Annotated in this window: 22 protein-coding genes; 8 read left to right on the top strand and 14 right to left on the bottom strand. The window is 61.5% G+C overall.

Annotation, left to right across the window (positions count from 1 at the left end; genetic code table 11):
* Nucleotides 1-124: 124 nt before the first annotated feature.
* Both FXN65_RS14135 and FXN65_RS28255 read right to left on the bottom strand, forming a co-directional pair.
* Nucleotides 125-418: an RnfABCDGE type electron transport complex subunit D gene (locus FXN65_RS14135; protein WP_244620671.1), complete on the bottom strand. Its 294-nt coding sequence runs from the start codon at nt 416-418 to the stop codon at nt 125-127.
* Nucleotides 358-609 (bottom strand): hypothetical protein, encoded by a 252-nt coding sequence (locus FXN65_RS28255; protein WP_226284460.1) that lies wholly within the window; start codon nt 607-609, stop codon nt 358-360. The genes FXN65_RS14135 and FXN65_RS28255 overlap by 61 nt, the downstream gene beginning before the upstream one ends.
* Between FXN65_RS28255 and FXN65_RS14130 the strand changes: the two genes are divergently transcribed.
* A complete protein-coding gene (locus tag FXN65_RS14130) occupies nt 517-762 on the top strand; it encodes a hypothetical protein (protein WP_244620762.1) in 246 nt (81 codons plus the stop codon). The genes FXN65_RS28255 and FXN65_RS14130 overlap by 93 nt on opposite strands.
* Nucleotides 763-794: 32 nt before the next feature.
* Here FXN65_RS14130 and FXN65_RS14125 read toward each other — a convergent pair whose 3' ends face one another.
* From FXN65_RS14125 to FXN65_RS14070, 12 genes are all read right to left on the bottom strand, one after another.
* The gene (locus tag FXN65_RS14125) at nt 795-1,439 is read right to left on the bottom strand and encodes a hypothetical protein (protein ID WP_151133794.1); all 645 of its coding nucleotides are present in this window, start codon (nt 1,437-1,439) and stop codon (nt 795-797) included.
* A 351-nt stretch (nt 1,440-1,790) separates the two neighbouring features.
* Nucleotides 1,791-3,044, bottom strand: coding sequence for a sensor histidine kinase (locus tag FXN65_RS14120; RefSeq protein ID WP_151133793.1), 1,254 nt, complete (start codon nt 3,042-3,044; stop codon nt 1,791-1,793).
* Nucleotides 3,045-3,296: 252 nt separating this feature from the next.
* Entirely contained in the window at nt 3,297-5,348 is a 2,052-nt protein-coding gene (locus FXN65_RS14115) for a multicopper oxidase family protein (RefSeq protein WP_178119334.1), read from the bottom strand.
* 397 nt (nt 5,349-5,745) lie between these two features.
* A complete protein-coding gene (locus tag FXN65_RS14110) occupies nt 5,746-6,009 on the bottom strand; it encodes a heavy-metal-associated domain-containing protein (RefSeq protein WP_151133791.1) in 264 nt (87 codons plus the stop codon).
* Nucleotides 6,010-6,105: 96 nt separating this feature from the next.
* Entirely contained in the window at nt 6,106-8,382 is a 2,277-nt protein-coding gene (locus FXN65_RS14105) for a heavy metal translocating P-type ATPase (RefSeq protein WP_244620761.1), read from the bottom strand.
* An 81-nt stretch (nt 8,383-8,463) separates the two neighbouring features.
* Nucleotides 8,464-8,715 (bottom strand): DUF2933 domain-containing protein, encoded by a 252-nt coding sequence (locus FXN65_RS14100; protein ID WP_151133789.1) that lies wholly within the window; start codon nt 8,713-8,715, stop codon nt 8,464-8,466.
* A gap of 81 nt (nt 8,716-8,796) precedes the next feature.
* Nucleotides 8,797-9,246 (bottom strand): hypothetical protein, encoded by a 450-nt coding sequence (locus FXN65_RS14095; protein ID WP_151133788.1) that lies wholly within the window; start codon nt 9,244-9,246, stop codon nt 8,797-8,799.
* Nucleotides 9,247-9,350: 104 nt separating this feature from the next.
* Entirely contained in the window at nt 9,351-9,704 is a 354-nt protein-coding gene (locus FXN65_RS14090; RefSeq protein WP_226284292.1) for a hypothetical protein, read from the bottom strand.
* 359 nt (nt 9,705-10,063) lie between these two features.
* Nucleotides 10,064-10,636 (bottom strand): phosphoribosyltransferase family protein, encoded by a 573-nt coding sequence (locus FXN65_RS14085; RefSeq protein WP_151133786.1) that lies wholly within the window; start codon nt 10,634-10,636, stop codon nt 10,064-10,066.
* A complete protein-coding gene (locus FXN65_RS14080; protein ID WP_151133785.1) occupies nt 10,633-11,613 on the bottom strand; it encodes a ribose-phosphate diphosphokinase in 981 nt (326 codons plus the stop codon). The genes FXN65_RS14085 and FXN65_RS14080 overlap by 4 nt, the downstream gene beginning before the upstream one ends.
* A gap of 63 nt (nt 11,614-11,676) precedes the next feature.
* Nucleotides 11,677-12,222, bottom strand: coding sequence for an Hsp20/alpha crystallin family protein (locus tag FXN65_RS14075; RefSeq protein WP_151133784.1), 546 nt, complete (start codon nt 12,220-12,222; stop codon nt 11,677-11,679).
* A 63-nt stretch (nt 12,223-12,285) separates the two neighbouring features.
* Complete coding sequence (locus FXN65_RS14070; protein WP_151133783.1) at nt 12,286-12,849, bottom strand: GNAT family N-acetyltransferase; 564 nt, start codon at nt 12,847-12,849, stop codon at nt 12,286-12,288.
* Between the two features lie 205 nt (nt 12,850-13,054).
* Here FXN65_RS14070 and FXN65_RS14065 point away from each other — a divergent pair, with 205 nt between their 5' ends.
* From FXN65_RS14065 to FXN65_RS14035, 7 genes are all read left to right on the top strand, one after another.
* Entirely contained in the window at nt 13,055-13,594 is a 540-nt protein-coding gene (locus FXN65_RS14065) for a hypothetical protein (RefSeq protein WP_151133782.1), read from the top strand.
* A 62-nt stretch (nt 13,595-13,656) separates the two neighbouring features.
* Entirely contained in the window at nt 13,657-14,427 is a 771-nt protein-coding gene (locus FXN65_RS14060; RefSeq protein WP_151133781.1) for a ferredoxin reductase domain-containing protein, read from the top strand.
* A 103-nt stretch (nt 14,428-14,530) separates the two neighbouring features.
* The gene (locus FXN65_RS14055; RefSeq protein ID WP_151133780.1) at nt 14,531-15,433 is read left to right on the top strand and encodes a universal stress protein; all 903 of its coding nucleotides are present in this window, start codon (nt 14,531-14,533) and stop codon (nt 15,431-15,433) included.
* 339 nt (nt 15,434-15,772) lie between these two features.
* Nucleotides 15,773-16,687 (top strand): universal stress protein, encoded by a 915-nt coding sequence (locus FXN65_RS14050; RefSeq protein WP_151133779.1) that lies wholly within the window; start codon nt 15,773-15,775, stop codon nt 16,685-16,687.
* A gap of 689 nt (nt 16,688-17,376) precedes the next feature.
* Entirely contained in the window at nt 17,377-17,907 is a 531-nt protein-coding gene (locus FXN65_RS14045) for a hypothetical protein (protein WP_151133778.1), read from the top strand.
* A gap of 90 nt (nt 17,908-17,997) precedes the next feature.
* On the top strand, nt 17,998-19,617 hold the full coding sequence (gene groL / locus FXN65_RS14040; protein ID WP_151133777.1) for a chaperonin GroEL: 1,620 nt from the start codon (nt 17,998-18,000) through the stop codon (nt 19,615-19,617).
* A gap of 93 nt (nt 19,618-19,710) precedes the next feature.
* Nucleotides 19,711-22,011, top strand: coding sequence for a heavy metal translocating P-type ATPase (locus FXN65_RS14035; RefSeq protein WP_151133776.1), 2,301 nt, complete (start codon nt 19,711-19,713; stop codon nt 22,009-22,011).
* Nucleotides 22,012-22,069 lie beyond the last annotated feature (58 nt).

The raw sequence follows: 22,069 nt of genomic DNA, 5'->3' as shown, positions 1-22,069 counted from the left end.
TCGACGGGACCATCGTTAAACGCGCTTTCCACCTGAGGTCGATGTCCACGCGCCAATCACCACGACTGGCGAGCTTGCTCACACGGGCCCGGCCTCTCCCTCACAGGAGAGGCCGGGCCCGTTCTCAGTGCGAGGTTTTCACCGTGTACCACGGCTGCCGCATGCGCAGTGCCATCCGGTCGATCTGTGGCACCAGCAGGTTGGCGGCCAGCACGGCGAAGCAGCGACCATCGGCATAAAGCCCGAAGTCGCGAATCAGCTCAGTCAGCGCGCCAATGGCCACGCCGAAGAGGATGCGACCGGCGCGCGTATCGGGACTGGTGACCGGATCGGTGGCGATGAAAAAACAGTGAAGAGCTAGCCGTCGAGACCGAAGCTGTACGGGCTTTCCAGCGGGGTATGGCTGGCCGCCATGCACAGCAATACCGTGCGGGCGAGCATTGCCAGCGGAATCTCGATGCGGAAACCCACGGCATAGGGCCTGGCCTCGATGAGCACGCGCTGGCGGTAGTCACGGTGGCCGATCCTTCGGTGCTGCGTGCCGATGCCTTGTCTGCCGTGTCGATGGTGCTCGGCCCAGATGAGGGCTATGCCTTCGCCGAGCGGCATGACGTCGCTGCCTGTTTCATCATGCGCCAGGGGACGGATTTCGTTGCCCGGGCGACGCCGCGATTCAAGTCGTTGTTTCCCGGGCAGGACAAGAGAAGCAGTAAGCGCGTCAGCGTCAAGAGGCGGTGGGGCAGGGTGGCAGGGTCCCGATAGCGGCTATGCACCCGGACATCGGCTTCTGTTGGTCAAGCGACATGCGTAAGGGATGCGGACCGCAGCAGATCCATCAGGGCCAGGACGACCAGGGTGGCGACGACAAACCTGGAAATGGCGATGAAGGTGGCTGGCAGCAGGGGCAAGTCGAGGAACCGTCGCAACAGGGCGATCTGCGAGAACAAGTACCAGATGCAGGCGAGGGCGGTGAGAAACATCGCCAGGGCTACCTGGATGTCCGCCAGCAGGCTGGCCGCGATCAGCAGGATGGAAAGCGGGGAGGCCAGGTAGCACTGGATGTAGAACGGCTCGCGCAGGGTGGTGCGGCTCACGCGGACGCGTCGCACCCGCAGCATGGCCATGGCCGGTATCAGCGCGTACAAGCCGTAGCTGAAGCTGCGTACCAGCAGCGTCAGCAGCTCGCCGGGGACCCATGGAGAAGGTCGATCCGGTATGGCGAAGCCGAGGAGATGGGCAAGGACGATGGAAAGGATCAGCATCAGCGGTGGGCTGAGCATGCCGCTGAAGCGCCGGTCAGGCTGTTGCAGGAGCTGTCGTCGGGTATAGAGCGAAACGGCGATGGGGTTGCGTAGCACTCGCCAGAGCGTTCGCGGAAAGTGAATGGGCCAGGTCACGACCTTCCAGAGAAATGCTTCGAGCGATTGCAGGCTGCGCAAGGCGACCACCATCCGACAGGCATCTGGAATGGCTGGGAGGTTGCCACGCGGCCCGTTCCAGGGACATCACGGGCAGCCCACGACTGATCTGCGCGATGCGAGCGAAGCAGATTCAGTTCTCCTGAGCATAGCCGAGCCGCCTCTGGTCTTTGTCTTACCTGCCGCCAGGTGGCTACATCAGATTTGCCAGCGTGCGCCGTTTCGCTGAGTGTTGCGCCCTTTGGGCGCCTCCGCGCGGCGTCGCTACTGGTCCGGCCTCCTGGCGGCTTAGCTGCCTCCAGTCCTTCGCAGGGCAGGGATGTCATGGACGACAGCGATGGACCAGAATCTTCTGGCGTGTACTTGCCTTTTTCAGCTCGAGCGCGTGTTCGGCGACGCTCCGCTGCGCTTAAGGTCGAATGCCAGGACGTATCGGCAAACTTCCGCGGATGCGGTCGTGTAGTGCACCGACCACCCCAAATGGTCAGCCACGCGCTTGACGATTGACAAGCTCAAGCCGGTGGCGTCGTGGTCACGGGCAAGTCCATCGGCCGGATGTATCTCGACGGCATCAGCGGCCACAATTGCGCGCCCCTCAATTACGATGCCGCTGGAGTTCAGCCGGACCGTTATTGCGCCTTTTTCAGCATGCACGCCGGCATCGTGTAAGAGGTGGCTTACCGCGATAGCAACCAGCTCCGGAATGGCGGGAACCATCACGTCTTCAGTCGAGATGAACTCGATTGCCAAGGGCTTTTCCTGCAGCAGTTGGTAGCGTTGCAGTTCCTGCTCAATCAGCGGGCGCAAGGCTACACGGAACGGGTGAGCACTCTCGGGCACCCGCGCCAGCTCCAACAAGGCGCTCATTTGTTGCGCGATGTCCGCAGCGTTATGCCGAATACGCTCGGTTATCGTCAGCAATTTGGGATAATCCTTCAAACACCGCCCCAGAACTTCCGCGGCGCCGAGCAGGATCGTCAGCGGATTACGCAATTCATGACTGACGTCAGCGGTGAACCAACGCTCGCGCTGGAGGGCCCGGCTAAGTTGGTTGGTGCGATCCTCGATTGCTCGGGCCAGTACGCCGATCTCGTCGGCTGCATCGAGCCCGGGAAGCTTTTCCTCTCGCTGCTCATCCTGAACTGCAGAGGCGAGTTCAGTCAGGGGTAGGATTACCTTGCTTGCGCTGGCCCGCCCAATTAGTAACGCTAATGCGAGGCCGCCCAGAAATGCCAGGCTCAAGGCAACATAGGTACGGTCTTCGATCGCTTCGAAGTCGCTTTGGTCATCCACTACGGCATAGCGCTGGCCGTCCGCCTCGCTGATCAACACGTGCAATGTCCGACCATTCAGACGTAACTCATGCGTCCCAGGGCCCAAGTCCTGCAATGTCTGAGGTATCTGCTGGCCGACGAAGAAACTCAGGTCGCTCGCTTGCAGCTGCGTTGTGCTGTTTAAACCTGAAGTCCAGAGTTCGGATACACGAACCAGACGCTTATCGATCAGTTGCTTCTCGATCTCCTCGATCACGAAGAAGGCTGAGCCAGCGAATACGCCACCGATGATCGCTGCCAGCAGCACAAAGGCTGCGACCATTCGGACGCGTATCGAATTATGGTTCTTCATCGGCAGTCACCCAATAACGACCTGTTCTGCGTGTGTTGAACATCCGTTCGCTCAAACAGGCGGAATCCGTGCAATTGCGCGAGCTGTAGCCGGCGGACTGTAGCGGGCAGGAGGATCGGCCCCGGTGTTCCTGGTCGGCTCGTCCCGAATGCGACCGCTTGCTCCAATTCTTCCGGGAACCCCGCGTCTGAAGGTCCATCGACAGGCGCAGGGACCGCTGGGGTCTGCGGCATCGTCCGGATACCGCCCCGTTCAAACCACCTGGAATATCCGCATCATCTCGTGGTCCTCATGCGAGAGGATGTGGCAGTGCCATACATATTGCCCCGACTTGTTGAAATGGGCTTTTATCCGAACCATCTGACCTGTGGGATTGCCGGACTCGGGCTCGGGGTTGCCCGGCAATGCCATGACCATGTCCCTGGGGGCCGCCTCGAAGTACTCGGGTCCGACAGGAGCGGGAGAGAACTTCTTGACAAAGGATATCTCCGGTGCCTCGCCGGTCATGCCGTCATGCTGATGGGTCATCTGCGAGCCGGTAACCTGGTACTCGAACACTTGCCGGTCGAGGATCTCGAAATTGACCAGATGCAAGTGGATCGGGTGTGCGTCAGCGGTGAAATTGTAGATCTCCCATATCTCCGTGCTGTCTGCTGCGGGCGTCTCAGTCGTCGATTGGAACCACGCGTATGCGGTGGCAACGTTCGTGGTGTTGAGGTTGCCATCCTTGACGGTGCCCAGCAGCGGCTGGAGCCGCCCGAATTGATCCATACCTTCGAAAAGCGCGACCCTGCGGGTCGAGGCACCGCCGGACACGCCCGCATAGCTGGGGAGGCTTCCGGGATTGAAGTTGTCCGGCACGCCCGATTTCGGCTTGACCACATCGAAGGCCATGACCCGGTCGGTTTGGCGATCGTCGAAGAGGTCTTCCGGGGCAAGGTCATCACCGAAGGTACCGCCAAACGGTGTATCTCCCCCAAGGTTCTTCATGATGACGCGGCTACCGGCGGGGACCTGCGAAAAGTCGATGACGACGTCGTAGCGTCCGCCCGGTTCGAACACAAGGGTGTCGGTCTGGCGCGGAGTGCCAAGTCCCTGGTCGCTACCAATGACCCAGAAGGGCAGCGGTGCGCCGGCGCTGGAGTGCTTGGGATCCGTGACTTGCGGAGCGACTGCCACGAACTGGAGCACCATGAACCGCGAGTCGCAGCCATTCACCAGGCGCATGCGATAGTGACGCGGCTCGACATTGGCCTTGGGCCAGATCTTGCCGTTGACGACGATGTGATCGCCGAAGAACTCGGCGAGCGCGGTCGGGCCACCATTGGGGAAGAGTTCAGGAGGCAGGATCGCGCCTTCGCCGGTGATGAAGTCGGCGTAGGCGGGATCACCGGGAAAGGCCGGATAGAACAACGCGCCCGTCTCGGTGAACATCCGGTCCTGGATGAGATAAGCCAGTTCGTAAGGATAGGCGGGTAAGTTCAGCGGGTTGTTCGCCTGCCCGGTATCGAACTCGTCGCGGACGAAGTACTGGCCTGCGAGGCCGGCATAGACGTTGAGCCGGGTAATGCCCAGGGCGTGGTCGTGATACCAGAGGTGGTTGGCTGGCACGTCATTGTTGTAGCGGAAGCGGTCGGTGAAACCGCCGTCAACGAAGTCCCACTGAGGCCCCGTGACCTTGGCATAGGGGCTGTAGAAGAACTCGGGATTTCCGTCGAACTGAAAATCGCTGTTCCCGCCATGGAGGTGAGTGCTGATCGGTACGCCATTCTCCTTGATGCTGAAATTCCGGTAGTCCACGCCGTTGGCCGAGTGCTCACCGTGCAGCGAATAGCACCAGTGCAAGTTGGTGTCGAGGGGAAGGAGGTGCTGCCTGCTCAGCAGTTCGTTCCTCCAGCGCACGATGGTTTCGTCGGCGCCGCCGGCTGAGCTGCTGACAACCTGGATGGTCTGGCCCGGCCAGCTCACGGTCTTGTTGCCGTAGCCCCAGACTCGCGTCCACAGCTTCTTTCGGTTCTTCAGGTTGATAAGCCCTGTCTGCTGCTCGGTTTCACTCAGGCGAATGTTGAAATTCGGCAGTTTGCTAGGACGGCCGTCACTGTTGAGGTCCTTGAACAGGAAAGTCGGATCCAGTGCGTTGGGTGCAAGCTCGACGAACTTCGGTTGCAGTGCCGGATCACTCAATAAACCGACATTGGAAAGGAGCGCGACCGCCTGGGCCTGACGTAGAAAGAGGTGGCTGGGAAGCAGATAGGCGCCTGCAGCGAACGCGCTGTACTGCAGAAGTTGACGTCTCGTGAACATGTCGAATTCCCCCATGCAAGGGACGAGAGACTGGTAGGGCCCTTATCCGCAATCAGCTGGAGGAAGGGTTGATCTCTTGTGCGCTGTGCGCGGATGGTTCGAATTGATCTAAATCAATCGTTGAAGTTGCAGGATGCAGTTGCGCGCATGAACGGTGCGGCCAGGGGAACAACCGGTATCCAGAGACGAATATGTGCAGCGGCAGGGGCCGCGAAACCGAGTCTGTGCTCGGCTCAACGTGGTCGCTCGCGATGAAACCGTTGGACACCCGGCACTTATCCAACTCTTGCAGCGACCGCAGTCGGGATCGCAATAGACGTCGATGGTGTTGGCGGTCCGGGCGATGGATGCCGTCAACAGGCCTGCAAGGCCACTCAAATGAAATGCGCGCTCCCCCTCAGTGGCAGCAGCAGGAGCCACCACCGCAGCCACGCGCCTTGCTGGCCTCCGGGGCCGAGGCCTCGCGCCTGGCCGGATAGCCGGCGTCCTGCAGGGCGGCCACCAGCGCCTGGGCATCAGCGTCTCCACTGACGCGCACCCGGCCCGTTGCCAGGTCGATCGACACCTCGTCTACCCCGGCGACCGACGCCAAAGCGCTATTCACGTGGCGAACGCAGGACGCGCAGGTCATGCCCTCAACTCGCAGATCAATGCTTTTCATCGTGGTGACTCCTCAACCAGAAAACTTTCTGCCCGGGACAGGAGTTGAGCCTGCCCAGTACCTGGAACCATCTTCGACCTTGCCCTGGTGGCAAGGTCAAGTGTGTCGAACCTGACCATCGAGCGAAGCCTTGCGCAGGCGCAAGGCGTTGAAGACGACGGATGCCGAACTCACGCTCATGGCCAGCGCCGCCACCATCGGCGACAGCAGGTGCCCGGTCAGCGGGTAGAACAGCCCGGCTGCCAGCGGAATGCCCATAGCGTTGTAGACGAAGGCGAAGGTGAGGTTCTGGTGCATGTTGCGCACGGTCGCCATAGACAGGCTACGGGCGCGGAGAATGCCGAGCAGGTCGCCCTTGACCAAGGTGACCTGCGCGCTGTTCATCGCGACATCGGTGCCGGTGCCCATGGCAATGCCGACATCGGCTCGCGCCAGCGCGGGTGCGTCGTTGATGCCGTCGCCGGCCATTGCCACACGACGCCCCGCTTGCTGCAGGCTTGCTACCAGGCGCTCCTTGTCTTGTGGCCTGACCTCGCCATGCACTTCATCGATGCCTAGCTGACGGCCCACCGCACGCGCCGTCGTCGGCCCGTCGCCGGTGGCCATGATGACCCGCACGCCGACAGCCTGCAGGCGCTGCACGGCTTGCCGGGACGTTGGCTTGATCGGATCGGCCACGGCCAGCAGGCCGGCCGCAGTGTCATCCACTGCCAGGTACATGATGCTCGCCCCTTCGCTTCGCAGCTGTTCAGCCCGCATCCGCAGGGCTTCAGAGGACACGCCAGCCTCATCCAGCAGCGCGGTGTTGCCCAGCAGCAGGCGCCGTCCTTCGACACGGCCGCGCACGCCGATCCCCGAGGCACTCTCGAACTCCTCCGTTTCGCTCAACGCCAGGCCCCGGGATCGGGCCTGTTCAACGATGGCATGCGCCAGCGGATGCTCGCTGCCCTGGTCCAGGCTGGCGGCCAGCCTCAGCACTTCGTCGGCACTGAAGCCGGGCGCCGCTTCGATGCCCTGAAAGGCCGGACGGCCCACGGTGAGGGTACCGGTCTTGTCGACGATCAGGGTGTCGATCCGGCGCAAGTTCTCGATCGCCGCAGCATCGCGGAACAGCACCCCGCTGCCGGCTGCCTTGCCACTGGCCACCATCACCGACATGGGCGTCGCCAGGCCAAGTGCGCACGGGCAGGCGATGATAAGCACCGCCACCGCGTTGATCAGGCCGAATACCCACCCCGGCGACGGCCCCCAGAAGCCCCAGCCGAACAGGGTCAGGAGCGCGATGGCGATGACCACCAGCACGAAGTAGCCGGCGATCACATCGGCCAGGCGCTGCATCGGTGCCTTCGAGCGCTGCGCCTGCACGACCATCTGTACGATCTGCGCCAGTACGGTTGCGGAACCGACCTTCTGTGCCTGCATTACCAGGCTCCCGTGGGTGTTCAGGGTGGCGCCGATCAGGGGTTCCCCGGCCCGTTTCAGCACCGGGATGGGCTCGCCGGTCAGCATCGATTCGTCGACGGCGCTTTCACCCTGCAGTACCAGTCCATCGACCGGAACCTTCTCGCCGGGACGGACACGGAGCCGGTCTCCCGGATGCACATGGCTCAACGGGATGTCCTCCTCACTGTCGTCGGTGTTGATCCGGCGCGCTGTCCTCGGTGCCAGGCCGAGCAGGGACTTGATGGCGGCGGATGTCTGCGATCGCGCCTTGAGTTCGAGCATCTGGCCAAGGAGGGTGAGAGAAATGATCACCGCCGCAGCCTCGAAGTAGACGCCGATTCGGCCTTCCATCATGAAGTTCGCCGGGAAGGCCGCGGGCACAAGGGTGGCCATGACGCTGTAGAGATAGGCAGCGGAAGTGCCGAGCCCGATCAACGTCCACATATTGGGGCTGCGCAGGATCACCGAGCGCACCCCGCGTACGTAGAACGGCCATCCTGCCCAAAGCACGACCGGGCTGGCGATCACCAGCTCGACCCAGTTCTGCGTAGCGCCGTGGAACAGGTTCAAGGCATGTCCGCCCATGGCCAGCAGCGTGACGATGACGGTGAGCGGAAGGGTCCACCAGAAGCGCCGGGAAAAGTCCCTGAGCTCGGGGTTCTCCGCCTGTTCCAACTCCGGCAGCACGGGCTCCAGGGTCATGCCGCACTTCGGACAGTTCCCAGGCCCGGGTTGCCGCACTTCCGGGTGCATCGGGCAGGTGTACCAGGTGTCGCTCACAACCAGCGTTGGGCTGGCAGGGGTCGTTCGCGCGGATTCAACATAGCGTTCCGGTGCCGTCTTGAACTTCGACTGGCACTTTTCGCTGCAGAACCGGTAGGTCTTCCCGGCGTAGTGCAGTTGGTGGGGGCTATCGGCCTTGACCGTCATCCCGCATATCGGATCCTGCGCGTCGATGGCCGAGGTTTCATTTCCAGGTACGGGGTGGGCATGTTCGTGACCGTGCATGATTCAACCTCTTTTACCTTCCTTGGGAGTGTCGCCTGTTTCACCGTGATGGCTGTGGCCACCGTGGTGATGGCCAAACAGGTGCAGCAGGGGGCACAGCAACAGGATTGCGTAGGGCAACAGCTGCGAGATATGGCCGTAGTGCTCGCGAGCCAGATAGAACAGGGCAATGACCAGCAACATGCCCAGGGCGATACCGGGTTTGCTACGCCAGAAGGACGGTGGCGATTGATTGGGCGGAAACGAAGCGTTCATGACCGTTCTCCGGGGACGACGCGGTGTCGGCCAAGGGGCTCTCTTCCGCCCACCAGGCCGCCACGGCATCGCGCCACTCGATTATTGGGCAGGCTTCTGGGCCGGCTGCTCCATGGGCTTCTGCATGGGCATGCCCCCAATGCCCGGCTGTGGGCCCATCATGCCGGACTGCTGGTCCATCATCTGCATCATCATTTCCATCATCTTCGGGTCCATCATCTTCATGTGCTGGCCCGTATCCTTGCCGGTGCAGCCGTTCTGCATCATGGCGAGACCTTCTTTCATCGCTTGCATGCCTTCCCGCATGGCTGCCTGGCGCTCCTCCGGGGTCTTGGCGGCTGCGATCCGGTCGTGAACGGACTGCATCTTCTTCATCTGCTCGGCCATGGCCTTTTCCTGGTCCTGGGCGGCTGCCGACGGGGTCTCGGCTTTCGCCGGGGCCTGGTCGGGGTGATGTTCCTCGACGGCCTCGACGAGTAGCGGACTGCTGACCAGCAGTGCGGCGACGAGCGATCTGATTGTCATGTGCATGTTTTTCTCCTGCTGTTTCAATGGGTGAGGGGCAACGCGCCACGCCTGCTCGTGCAGGCGCGGCAAAACGGTGCGTCCGGAGGTCCGGGCGCACGAAAGGAGGGTCAATCGTTGAAGCGGACGAAGCGCAGGCGTGCCGGTGGCCGTGGTGGCGCAGGCAGGTGGAAGGTCAGTGCGGCGAATCGCGGAGATAGGACGGCAGGCAGGAGAGCTGCCGGAAGTATCAGCAGCAGGGACCAGAGGACCTGGTCGAGGAGGACAGGGCCAAGCTTCAGCTTCAGCGCTGTCGCGCCGTTCTCGCAGAACTGCAGGCACCCGCTGGCATGCAGTTGGTGAGATCGTTCATGCAGCCTGGACGATACTTCGTCGTGCCCACTCGCCGGATCGTGAGGTAGGTAGGACAGACAGCCCTGGCTCGTCGCGACCCCGAACGCCAGCACCCACAGCACCAGGGCCATGCGTAGCATCGAGCATTGATGAAATCGGAACCAGGACATCTGATCAGTCCGCCGGAATATCAGATTCGACGCTAGCGCCTTCGGCAATGCGGCACTTGACGCACATCAAGTCTCGGGAGACTAGCTGCCACTTTGAAGTGGCTGAAATGGTGCGATCTTGTTGAAAAGTTCCTCGACGATTTCTGTCTGCGATAGAAAACGCAAGGCATCAGCGATGCTGGAATCGGTTCTGCGGTTCAAGCAATCAGATCTCTATCGTGCGCTGAGCAAGGAAGTGCCCGATGAGGTGGTGCTGATGCCGCGGAGTGCACTGGAGCAGATACGAGCCTAAGGCTATGTGGACGGATCATCGCGTGTGGTTACTTGGGCGGACGATATTGGCCATGGCGGATGATCTCGACGCGGAAGTCTGGTTCATAAGGAGGAACATGGCATTCGACGATGTCGTCTGGCGCAGTTTGCAGTCGGATTCCCACGATATCCGCATGAATCGGCTGGGTGTTGACGCAGCGGTCAACCAGAACTGCCGTGTGTATCCTCTGTGCGCCAAGCCTCGCGAGGTAGGCACAGGTACGTAGGAGCGAGTGCCCCTCGTAAAGCACATCGTCAACGACAAGCAGCGGTGTTTCGGCAAGATTCAGTGCCGCAAGTTCGGGGTTTTCATTGAGTAGTGTCTCGGGATGCACCAGACTCAGATCGTCAGAGTAGCGTTTGACTTTCAGTGTATGGAGCGAAGGAGCCGGCGCTCCAATATGGTGGCAGTATCGCCACAAGGCGGCCGCCAACGGCGCACCGCGGCGCAGGATGCCAATGATCACCAAGGGTTGCTCATATGACAACGAAGCCAATTTCTGCGCCATGGACCCCATGACTATTTCCAGTTCCCGCGAGTCATATAGGCAGAAGCGAGCAATTGCGGGTGGAGTGGTCATATCGCAGCGTCACGTTGACCGCCGAGGCCGTACTGGGTGGCGAGGGCCAAGGCGATACTCTCAGATATATCCAGTACCTCGAAATGACCTGTTTTCAAGCTGGACTCCAGCGTGGGTGGGGGGACGCTGTCGCTGATCACGACCTTCTTCAATAGCGGGCTTTCCAGCAGGATGTTACTGGCTGTGAATAGCCCATGGGTCGCCATTGCATAGATCTCGCGGGCCCCTCCTGCATGGCAGGCTTCCGCCGCCCGAAGCAGTGTGGTCCCCGTACTGATGAGGTCATCGAACAGAATTACCGTGCACCCTTCGACCTTCCCGATCAACATGCCGCCGCTCAAAGCTTCGTCGCGGCGGTACTTTTCCACGCACGCATGACCTATCCAATGCCCAATGCGACCTTCCAGGATCTGTCGGAAACGTTCGGCTCGCTTGATTCCACCTAAATCCGGCGAAGTGACCACGATAGACTCACCCTGGCGCCAGCGGATGACTTGCTCTGCAAAGATCGGTGCGCTTTCCAGGTGCTGGGTTGGAATGCGAAATGCGTTATCGAAGGCCGCCTGGTCGTGTACATCCATGGTCATCAGACTATCGATGCGACTCGCTTCCATCATGGTCGCGATGTAACGGGTGATGACCGGATCCTGTGCCTGAGTGCGCCGCTCCTTGCGCGTATAACAAAGATAAGGGCAAACAACTTGAAGATGGCGGGCGCCAGCGTCCTTGATTGCAGCGCAGAGAAACAGCATGCGGCACAGTTTGTCGTGCACGCTCAGGCCAGGCTCTGGATAAAGTCCCGAGAATACGACGACATTCCTGCCTGAAACTGGATCCAAGGGCCGGCACTTGTATTCGCCATCCTCATACCGGTGCTCCGCAAGGGCACCAAGAGGCAGAGCGAGGTGTCGTGCGACGCGGGTGGCGAAGGCGTGGCTTTCATGGAGAGCCAGGAGCAAAGGAGCTTCGTCGGCCATACTTCACCTTCTTGTGACAGAACAAGAAAATGCGGGCCCCGTGTGGGGCCCGCTCGGCACAAGTCAGCTCACCGATTTGACCGGAATGAGTTTCTCGGGCTTTACCGCTTCAGGATGCTTGGGCAAGGAGATCACCAGAACCCCCTTGCGGAAGTTCGCCTCGATCCCGTCCGGATCGACATTCTCCGGCAGACTGAAGATGCGTTGGAACGCGCCGTAGTGGCGTTCCGAAAGGTAGTAGTCCTTGCGAGACTCTTCCTTCTCTTCCTTTTTCTCGCCACTGATGATCAGGTTGCCGTTAGCCAGCCTGATCTGGACGTCCTTTTCCTCCATGCCCGGAAGCTCCACTGTGACCTCGAACGACTTGTCCTTCTCTGCGATGTCCACCGCCGGCACGCTGTGCCCGGGCATGCTGCGCTTCCAGAATGGTTCGATGTCGAACGTACTGCGGCCGAACGGGAAATGCAGCGGGGGCCGCCCGAAGTCCTCGAATAGCCGGTCCACTTGCCGGCGCAGGGTGTCCAGCGGTCGCCAAGGGTCACCCAGCACAGGAATCTTGCTGGTCTGGGGTTTGGTTTCCTCAGGCAGTTTTTTTGCGGGTTCGGCCATTTTTCAATCCCTCCTTGCGGGATGCTGGGAGTTTGTCGCCACGGCTTGCCGGCCGGGCGGCGCCTAGAGCTGCAGGCTGTGGACCAGCTGTGTGGCGTCCTGCGGGTCACGGCTGCTGTAGAAGCCCAGGTCATGCGCCAAAGCCTGGACGTGGACGTTGGCTGCGGCATCTATTGAATACATGTGCTTGAAACCGTTCTGCCGCGCGGCTTCGATGAGATGGCGCATCAGCGCGGTACCCAGGCCGCGATGCTGCCAGGCATCGGCCACGGTCACGGCACATTCGCACTGACCGCTCTCTTTCGTGGCTGCGTAGCGACTTACACCGACCTCGATCAGCTTGCCGTCCTGATGGGCAAGCGCGACGAATGCCATCTTCTCGTGGAAGTCGACCTCCATAAGCTGGTTGAGGAGCGCAGGGCCGATTTCCTTGATCGCACCAAGAAAGCGGAAGTGCCGACTCTCGGGGGACAGGTTGCGAATGAACTCGACTTCGCGATCACGATCCTCCTGGCGAAGCGGCCGTATGAGCACATGGCTGCCATCGTTCAAGGGTTCAATCCAGTGCGCCTCGGCATCTGTGCCGGATCCGGGGACCGTCAGTCGTGGATTACGGGGCAAGGCCATGGTGATAACTCCATGGAGGAAGAAGTGATTTCAGGTTTACGCCCATGGCCCGGGGGAGGTTTGACGAGGATCAATTTTGATGTGGACTGCGCCCACCTCCCAAGGTCAGCCTCGAATGTCCTTTGTTGATCCCCATCAATCCCATCGCGAAAAGTGGTGCTTAGGTTGAGAGGTCACTCGCTAACGGCCGCATGAGGACCCGACCATGGGATGTCTCAGCTTTCAGCGTCATCCTTGCAAGAAAGGCCGCCGTTTGTTCGAGGCTCTTGTCGATGGGCGCGGCGCGCTGCACTGGCAACGAGTCGATGCCTGCCAAGGCAGCCGCCTCTGCCTATGGAAGCGTTCAAGTGGGCTGCTCAAGCAGTTCTTCTTCGCCGAACGCGAGTTGTTGTTCCGGTTCGAGGGAGGGACCTTCTACTCGGCCGAGCCTGAGAGGCTGGCCCAGGCGGTGTTGGATGTACGTTGCTCAAACCGAGTGGCGATCGCCTGCCAGGGCCTATCAGGTAACGGGGATCGTCGGGTCGCCATCTGGTCCAATGTTCCATGGTCCCATAGCGAACAGGGTGGCGTGGCCGAAGGAATATCCCGCTTCGGTGCGAGCGTGTCATGCCAGGACAACTGGGAGGTCATGGCGCTGGACTTTCTCGGCTGCGAGCGCGACGTGGGCCCGGGATTCCTCCAGGGTCTTAAGCTGGTTCGGTCTGCTATCACGGGTTGGCCAAGCGAACGGGGAGGTGGCCCATGAGTTGTGCGTCCCCACGGAATCTTTGGCTGGACGGATTTCGGCCAGACGACAACGACTCCCGCGTGTTCGAGTTCAGCATCGAAAATCCGCTGAAATGGGATCTTGAAGTCATTCCCGGGCAGTACTTCATGCTCGGTGTTCCCGGAATAGGCGAGGCGCCCTTCACCTACTTGGAACCGCCGGATAGCCTGGGCGGCTTCCGCGCGTTGATACGCCGCCGGGGACTGCTGACCTCGACGCTGTTCGCCCAGTCGCCCGGGACGCTGCTGGCATACCGAGGGCCTTGCGGCGGCGGCTGGCCCCTGCTGTTTGGCCAGCACAGAGTTCTGTTGATCGCAGCAGACCATGGCCTGATACCCCTGGCTCCTTTCATGGACGAAGCTCAGCACTACCGCCTGCCTCGAAGCCTCAGCTTGCTGCATTTCACCGACGCCCCGCGATCCCGAGCCCTGGAAGCAGCCAAGCACCGCTGGCGGGCCTTCAGCGAAGTCTTCGAGGTGCCTGGCGGAAAGCGCGGTGACGGAGATTCACTGCTGCTATTGGATCGGATACTGGAACGAGCGCGGCCGCAAGCGGTGCTCTGCTGCGCGTCCGAGGTGTTTACGCGAAGGATTGCCGAGTCGTGCCTGGCCAAGGGAGTGAGGCCGGAGATGATCTGGCTGCATGTCGAGCGGGCGATACCATCACCGGTTCATTCAGATGAAATCCCCTATCCCGGGGCCGACTGCTCATGCCGGAACGGACCGGTGCATCGTTACGACCGTTATCGGTTGTATACGCAGGCAGAAGCGCAGCTAACTCTGGTGCGCCCCGGTTGGCGCGAGGAAACCTGAATCGTCGTCTTGACGCACATCAAACCGCCATGGGTGGCGCGCGCGCAGTCTGGTTTGAAACGGGGTGGGAACAGTCCGGGGCTTCAACCTGCTGGAGGTCATCATGAGTGCTCTTGAACGGTTGTTAGTGATCAGCGAACCGGACCAGCTCAGGTCTCCGGCCATCGAGAGGGCGGCGGCGCTCGCAAAGGCTACCGGCGCCTCGTTGGATATTGTGGTCTGCGGAGGGCCGTCGGGCTCGCTCTGGATCCTGGATGAAGTCATCCTGGAACAGGTCAGAGCGGGGTTCCTCGAGCGCCAGCGTGCCTACTTGGCGAAGCTCGGAGATGAGTTGTGTGCCAGGGGCATTCAGATCACCACGGAGGTCTTCTGGGCGGACAAGCCGGAACTGGAAGTGCTGCTGTACCTGGAGTCAAGGCCGGCGGACCTCGTCATCAAACCTGCTCGGCACGAACTAGCCCTGAAACGCATGTTCATCACACCGCTGGACTGGCAGCTTCTGCGCAACAGTCCTCTGCCATTGCACCTGGTCAGCAGCGCGGAGCATGCGCTACCCCGCAAGGTGGCCGCCGCCGTGGACCTGTCCCGCAGCGACGCGGAAGGTATGGCCCTGAACGAGGAAATTCTCTCCGTGTCGAAGGATTTCGCACAGCAATGCGGGGCTGAGCTTCATGTGGTGATGGCCTATGAGCAGTCACGCTCCTTCTTCGCCTATGCGGCGGGTCCCGTAGGGTGGACCGAACAGCTTCAGGAACAACTTACTGGGAACCTTCACGGCGCCTTCACTCAGTTCGCTCAGGATCACGGCGTGCCCAGACAACACAGGCACTTCTTGCAGGGACCTCCGGCGAAGACGATCTCTGGATGCGTCCTGGAGCAACAATTGGATGTGGTCGTCATGGGGACCCTGACGCACAAAGGGCTGGACAAGGTCCTTGGCAGTACCGCGGAACAGGTTCTGTACAAGGTGCCATCCATCATCGCGGTACGCCCGCCTGAGACATGAGCATTCTGCCCTCTGCGCAGCGGCGGTCTGTTTCAGGCTGATGACGCTATTCACACAGCGCCTTCATATCCGCAATGTCCGGCTTGCGCATGGTCGCGGTCTCGAAGGGGAGGGGAGAAAGGCGGCTGGACGTTTCCATCGTGCTCCGGGAGAGGGAGGCCCGTCCGTCGTTGGCCATTCGATGACGTGCCGGGAAATGTGGACGCCCAGGAAAAGTGATGTACATCAATTCCGTGGCCCGCATTTCGCCGCAGCCTGTGATTTATTCCGGCCTTGCTAGGCGATGCACAGGGGCCGGGTTTCACAAACTTTCCTATGCCCGAGGGCGGGAGGTGGTCAATGAGCCAAAGCCAGAGGATCCTGTTGATCGGTCATGTGGAACAGCACCATTCAGCGGCACTGCAGAGAGCTGCGGCCTTGGCAATGGCCAGTGGCTCGCCACTCCATATTGCGGTACTCGTTGAGCCCTTCGTGACCTATGGGCTTCTATCCGCCGAGCTGCGGGAGCAGATACGCACCAGCATGCTCAACGAGCAACAGCGAGGCTGGTCGCGGGAAGCAGATCGGTTGAAGGAGAAAGGGATCACGGTGACCTTTTCCGTCGTCTGGACCGACGACATTCGTGAGGAGATCCACCGCCACGTCGAGGAAATGCGCCCAAGCATGCTGGTGAAGGATATTCAGCCGGAACCGCTGCTCCGGCGCGCCTTCGTCACCCCGCTGGACTGGTACCTGCTGCGTGAATGCCCCGTGCCACTCCATCTGGTGAGCGATGCCCGTCACCCGAAGCCACAGATGATAGTGGCGGCGGTCGACCCGACTGACCCCGAGGCACAAATCAAGGGGCTGAACGATCAGATCATCATTGCCGCCACGGGCCTGGCTACCCAGTGTGGCGCCGAATTCGCGCTCCTGTTCGTCTACAACAATATGCCGGCATACATGGTCTCCGGCGAAGCTCTGGCGGCCTGGGCGGACATAGCTGAGGAGCTGCGCAGTGCCCAGCACCAGACCTTCGTGGACTTGGCCGAGCGCCATAGGATTCCGCAGGAAAGGCGCCACTTCGTAGTGGGCAATCCAGTCACGGGCATCATCGGATTCGCCGAAGAGCGACAGGCCGATGTAGTGGTCATGGGGCGCGTCCATCGGCGGGGCCTGGGCAAGTTGATCGGCAGCACCACCGAGTCGGTGCTCTACCGGCTGCCCGGCAGCATGCTGGCCATTCATCCCCATCAGAGCGGCGCGGAAACCTGACTCGCCGTCCGTCCGCGCATCGCCACCTGTCTCGAAAGGTGGCGCGGACGCCTTCGAAAACAGGGTTCCCTGCGTCCGGACATCGGACGCAGAGGGCCAGCCTCTGAACCCGCTAAACCTCTTCAAATGCTGCCGCGGTGGCCACAGGCGATCATGCCGGATTGGGCGTGAATGCTGACTCTCGTAGGCAACATGGTGCGTCCTGAACGAAAGCCGTTGATCTTCGACCCTTGCAGTGCTTTTGAGAAGACCGTCGCCACCTTCCCCGTAGTCGCCGGACGGCAGTCGGGGCTCAGGATCCTCAAGAAAACTTGATCGGCATCAAGGAGACCTGAATGAGCAGGTCGATGATGAAAATGGACTTTCGTAAGGAGTTGGCACTGTGCGTGAACCAGGCAACGACATATCCGCCAGGGTCGAAAGCTGCCCAGTCAAGCATGGACCCAGTGGTCGCTGCTCCAGGTTACTGGTCGAACGTCGTAATCGCTTTCTGTTCCAGGTCATACGCATCTCCAACCGACAGTTCGGGGACGCGCCGTGCCGGAGATCTGGCCGGGAGGCGGGAACGACCGCGCGGGAGCGGACGAAGGACAGTTAGTGCGACATCAACGCCAGGGCAGCGTCAACCATCATTACCATCGATGTGGTCTTGAGTGCCCGGCGATCCATCAGTCATGGTAGGAGGCGTTATGAAGAAAATTGCACTGACAGCGGTCACGCTTCTGCTCACCAGCATGTCCCTGGCAACGGTTACAGGTGCTGAGGTCGCTAGCGACAGCCAGAAGCCGGCCGATCAAACCGAAAAGCTGGCTCCTGCGGATGCCGCTTTCGACAAGCAGTTGGAGAAGGTTCGGCAGCAGTTGGACACGATGCAGAAGCAGATGCAGAAGATCCAGCAAACCCAGGATCCCAAGGAAAGGCAGAAGCTGCTGAGCGAGCATTGGAACAGCATGCAGGGCACCATGGCCGACATGAGGAATTTGTGGGGCTGTGGCATGGGACCCAATGGAATGGGCATGGCGGGAAACCACATGGGCATGATGGGGGCTGGAGACGGCAGATGTAAGAACACGCGCGGCCACTACTCGAGCTTGACGGCGGAGCAGATGCGCCATCACCAGTACATGATGGACCAGTACCTGGGGATGCAACAGATGATGATGGACCAGATGATGTGGCAGCAGCACTACCACAATGGCGCGCCGGCCCGGAAACGTTAGTGGATCAGTGCTTCAGGCGACAGGGCTTTCGGCCAGATGCCGCCCAGGACGCAGGTCGAGGCTGATCAGGGCCAACCCGAGGGCAGAGAAATGGCACATACCAATCTGCTGTTTGGCAGCAAGGCGCGGGAGAAGGTCTTGCAGGGGGCGACGCAACTGGCCGATGCGGTACGGGTCACGCTGGGGCCCAAGTCGAAGTCAGTCCTGATGCAACGAAGTTGGGGGGCGCCGATCGTATGCAATGACGGTGTGACCATTGCCAAGCAGATCGATCTTGCGGACCCGGAAGAGAACCTTGGCGCCCAGATGCTCCGTCAGGCGGCCGAACGCACTGGCGAGGCGGTGGGTGATGGCACCAGCACAGCGACGGTACTCGCTCATGCGATCCTCGCCGATGGCATCCGTAATGTGGTAGCCGGAGCCAGCGCCGTTGACATCAAGCGTGGCCTGGATAGAGGTCTCCAGTTGGCTGTTGACTCTCTGAAGCAGCAATCCAGGCTCGTGCACAGCCACAAGGAAAAGGTCCAGGTCGCCAGTATTTCCGCTCACAACGACAGTGCCATAGGCGAACTGGTTGCCGATGCCATGGAAAAGGTCGGCGATGAGGGCGTGATCACAGTGGAGGAGTCCAAGACTACCCAGACGGTGGTTGAAGTCGTCGAGGGCATGCGCTTCGACCATGGGTACCTTTCCCCATATTTCGTTACTGACACGGACAAGATGCAGGCTGTCCTCGAGGATGCCTATCTATTGCTGAGCGACCAGAAGATCAGCGTACTCAAGGATCTGCTCCCTCTGCTGGAGAGCGTTGCCAAGAGCGTTAGGCCACTGGTCTTCATCGCCGAGGATGTGGACGGCGAGGCGCTGGCAACCCTGATCCTCAACCAGATTCACGGCATCCTGCACGCGGTCGCGGTGAAGGCCCCCGGTTTCGGAGAAAGGCGCAAGGAGCTACTCCAGGACGTTGCCGCGCTGACCGGCGGCCAGGTGATCTCCAGCGATCTCGGCCTGCGCCTGGCGCAGGTCGAGTTGAGTCAGTTGGGACGTGCCCAGCGTGTGGTCGTGGACCGCGAAAGCACCACGCTGATCGGAGGGGCCGGCCAACCCCAGGCTATCGAGTCGCGCATCCAGCAGATTCGCGCTCAGATCGAACGGACCACCAGTACCTACGACCTGGAAAAACTGCAGGAACGCCTCGCCAAACTCTCCGGAGGCGTCGCGGTAATTCGCGTCGGAGCGCCCACCGAGGCGGAGATGAAGACCCGCAAGGATGCCCTGGACGATGCTATCTCCGCGACCAAGGCGGCAATCGCCGAAGGCATTGTTCCCGGTGGCGGGCTGGCACTGCTTCGAGCGGTCAAAGCCATCGCAGCGGAGGAAGAGGTCCGATTCGGCGATGAGCGAACCGGCTTGCAGGTTCTGCGCCGGGCTCTGGAGGCACCGGCACGGGCCATCGCTGAAAACTCCGCCGTCGACGCGGGCGTTGTGGTCGCTCGGTTGCTGGCCGAGGAGGGAGATCGGGGATTCGATGCATCCAATAGCCAGTACCTGGATATGTTCGAGGCCGGCATCATCGATCCCACCAAGGTAGTGCGCATTGCGCTGGAAAATGCCGTCTCCGTGGCCAGTGTGCTGCTGTTGACCGAGGCTACGCTGACGGAAATACCGGAAAGGGAAACCCACGAAACGACACCGCCCCTGCCGGTCTGAGCGGCCATAAGAGTCTCGTGCGGGCCTCCGCCGACGAACGGTGGGTCGGACGAGCCTTTCCTGGCCTCGATCATGTCGAGTGGGGTGGATGCGATGAATCAGGAAACGCCAGTCCCCTGGACGCGCTGGTCAGATCCGGCACTGCTCTTGCTGACTGCCCTGGGGCTGCTGCTTGGCGGCGTAAGTCTCGGGTTGGGCTGGGAGCGATTGGCGGCAGCCGGCTGGGTGGCGGGCAGTCTGGTAATGGCGTTGGTTCTGTGCGTCGAGATCGCGCGACGCCTGTTGCGTGGCGAGACGGGCGTAGATCTTGTTGCTCTGCTCGCCATAGTCGCCGCGCTGAGCTTGGGGGAGTGGCTGGTCGCCGCAGTGGTAGCACTGATGCTGGCGAGTGGGCGCACCCTGGAGTTCTACACTTCGCGGCGCGCCGAGCGGGAACTGCGCGCTCTGGTAGACCGCGCGCCGCGCACCGCCTGGCTGGAGGACGGCGAGGATTTGCACCAGGTACCTGTCGATCAGGTGCGCATCGGGCAGGTAATACTGGTGCGCCTGGGGGAGGTGGTTCCGGTTGACGGTCGACTCCTGAGCCACAGCGCGAGTCTCGACGAGTCGGCGCTGAGCGGTGAACCTCTGCCAGTCACGCATACACAGGGCAATACCCTGCGGAGCGGGGTGGTCAATCTTGGTGAGCCCATACGGATTGAGGCCAGCCAGACCGCCGCGCAAAGCACCTATGCCGGCGTCGTGCGGCTGGCCGAGGCGGCGCGCCGCTCGCGGGCGCCTTTCATGCGGCTGGCCGATCGTTACGCGCTGCTGTTCGTACCAGCGACCCTGCTGGTGGCCGGTTTGGCCTGGCAACTGAGCGGCGATTCGATGCGGGCCCTGGCGGTACTGGTGGTAGCCACTCCTTGTCCGCTGATCCTCGCCGTACCAATCGCCATTGTCAGTGGAATTTCGCGGGCGGCCCGGCGAGGCATCCTGATCAAGGACGGTGCGACTCTGGAGGCGCTGGCCGATGTTCGTCAGCTGTTTCTCGATAAAACCGGCACACTCACCAGTGGGCAGGTGCGCCTGCAATCGGTGGAAGTCACCGGCGGCCACGAGACCGGCCAGTTGCTGGCGTGGGCTGCTTCGTTGGCTCAGGCCTCAGTGCACCCGATTTCGCAGGCCATCGTGCGGGCGGCGCGGCAGCAGCGACTTGCACTGCAGGCTCCACAGGCGGTGGAAGAAGATCCGGGTGCCGGCCTCGCGGGACGGGTGGGTGCCCACTTCGTGCGCCTGGGCACGCTTTCCTTTGCCCTGGCGGGAGAGGGTGTTGGACGCTGGGCGGCGAGCGTTCTGCGCAAGATGGACTACGCGGCTTGTGGTGGCAGCTTCGTGGAGGTGGACGGCGCACCGGCCGGGGCGCTGCTGTTCACTGACCAGGTGCGCCGTGAAACGCCCCGCGTGGTTCGCCGCCTGCGGGCCCTGGGAATTGAGCGAGTCGTGATGTTGACCGGCGATCGTCTGGAAACCGCCGAGATGATCGCACTGGCAGCCGGTATCGATGAGCTGCGTGCCGGGTTGTCTCCCTCCGACAAGGTGTACGCGGTACAGGAAGGAAGAGGCAGCGGCCCCACGCTGATGGTTGGCGACGGCATCAATGATGCCCCGGCCCTGGCAGCAGCCGACGTTGGTGTCGCCATGGGAGCGGCGGGTGCGAGTGCCTCATCCGAAGCGGCCGGGGTAGTGCTGTTGATCGACCGGCTGGACCGCCTCGTAGAGGCCCTGGAAATCGCTCGACACACTCGTACCATTGCCCGCCAGGGTGTCATGGCGGGTATGGGCCTCTCTCTGCTGGCCATGCTCGTGGCGGCATTCGGCTTTCTTCCGGCACTGGCCGGGGCCGTGTTGCAGGAGCTGATCGATGTCGTGGTGATTCTGTACGCCTTGCGAGCCTTGGGTCCCATGCACGGCCCCACAGGGCCGCTTAGCGGTGATGATCTGGATCGATTGCAGGATGAACACGAGCAACTGGGGCAGCTGCTGGGGCGCTTGCAGCACTGGGCAGGGACTTTCGCACGGCTCCCGCCGCAGGAGGCGAGCGAGACCTTGAGCGAGTTGGTGGATGACCTGCAGCGGCTGCTGGCCGAACACGAACGTGACGATGAGCACAAGCTGTATCCGATGTTGGCTTCCCGACTGCAGGGCGAAGAGCCGCTATTGCCCCTCAGCTACGGCCATCGCGAGATATTCCGGCTGCTGCTGCTGTTGGCGCGCATGCGTGACGATCTCCACCGCGATTCGTCCGCCATTCCGCTGGAAGAGGTGCAGAGCCTGTTGATTCGTCTGGATACCTTGGTGAGGTTGCATTTCGACCAGGAAGAGGAACTTTACCGATGCCTGGATCGGCGCTGAGGCAGCTTCAATGGCATGGGCCCAACCTGGCCATCGCCTGGTGCGGATGCCGGGGAGC

Source organism: Pseudomonas lalkuanensis (assembly GCF_008807375.1).
Taxonomy (GTDB): Bacteria; Pseudomonadota; Gammaproteobacteria; order Pseudomonadales; family Pseudomonadaceae; genus Metapseudomonas; species Metapseudomonas lalkuanensis.
Note: the sequence above shows the minus strand (reverse complement) of the source record. Positions and strands in the feature narration are given on the sequence as shown.

Coding starts and splice junctions, on each gene's coding strand:
- FXN65_RS28255 (WP_226284460.1), bottom strand. CDS start 609: ATGCCGCTCGGCGAAGGCATAGCCCTCATCTGGGCCGAGCACCATCGA.
- FXN65_RS14120 (WP_151133793.1), bottom strand. CDS start 3,044: ATGAAGAACCATAATTCGATACGCGTCCGAATGGTCGCAGCCTTTGTG.
- FXN65_RS14115 (WP_178119334.1), bottom strand. CDS start 5,348: ATGTTCACGAGACGTCAACTTCTGCAGTACAGCGCGTTCGCTGCAGGC.
- FXN65_RS14110 (WP_151133791.1), bottom strand. CDS start 6,009: ATGAAAAGCATTGATCTGCGAGTTGAGGGCATGACCTGCGCGTCCTGC.
- FXN65_RS14105 (WP_244620761.1), bottom strand. CDS start 8,382: ATGACGGTCAAGGCCGATAGCCCCCACCAACTGCACTACGCCGGGAAG.
- FXN65_RS14100 (WP_151133789.1), bottom strand. CDS start 8,715: ATGAACGCTTCGTTTCCGCCCAATCAATCGCCACCGTCCTTCTGGCGT.
- FXN65_RS14095 (WP_151133788.1), bottom strand. CDS start 9,246: ATGCACATGACAATCAGATCGCTCGTCGCCGCACTGCTGGTCAGCAGT.
- FXN65_RS14090 (WP_226284292.1), bottom strand. CDS start 9,704: ATGGCCCTGGTGCTGTGGGTGCTGGCGTTCGGGGTCGCGACGAGCCAG.
- FXN65_RS14085 (WP_151133786.1), bottom strand. CDS start 10,636: ATGACCACTCCACCCGCAATTGCTCGCTTCTGCCTATATGACTCGCGG.
- FXN65_RS14080 (WP_151133785.1), bottom strand. CDS start 11,613: ATGGCCGACGAAGCTCCTTTGCTCCTGGCTCTCCATGAAAGCCACGCC.
- FXN65_RS14075 (WP_151133784.1), bottom strand. CDS start 12,222: ATGGCCGAACCCGCAAAAAAACTGCCTGAGGAAACCAAACCCCAGACC.
- FXN65_RS14070 (WP_151133783.1), bottom strand. CDS start 12,849: ATGGCCTTGCCCCGTAATCCACGACTGACGGTCCCCGGATCCGGCACA.
- FXN65_RS14065 (WP_151133782.1), top strand. CDS start 13,055: ATGGGATGTCTCAGCTTTCAGCGTCATCCTTGCAAGAAAGGCCGCCGT.
- FXN65_RS14055 (WP_151133780.1), top strand. CDS start 14,531: ATGAGTGCTCTTGAACGGTTGTTAGTGATCAGCGAACCGGACCAGCTC.
- FXN65_RS14050 (WP_151133779.1), top strand. CDS start 15,773: ATGAGCCAAAGCCAGAGGATCCTGTTGATCGGTCATGTGGAACAGCAC.
- FXN65_RS14045 (WP_151133778.1), top strand. CDS start 17,377: ATGAAGAAAATTGCACTGACAGCGGTCACGCTTCTGCTCACCAGCATG.
- groL (WP_151133777.1), top strand. CDS start 17,998: ATGGCACATACCAATCTGCTGTTTGGCAGCAAGGCGCGGGAGAAGGTC.
- FXN65_RS14035 (WP_151133776.1), top strand. CDS start 19,711: ATGAATCAGGAAACGCCAGTCCCCTGGACGCGCTGGTCAGATCCGGCA.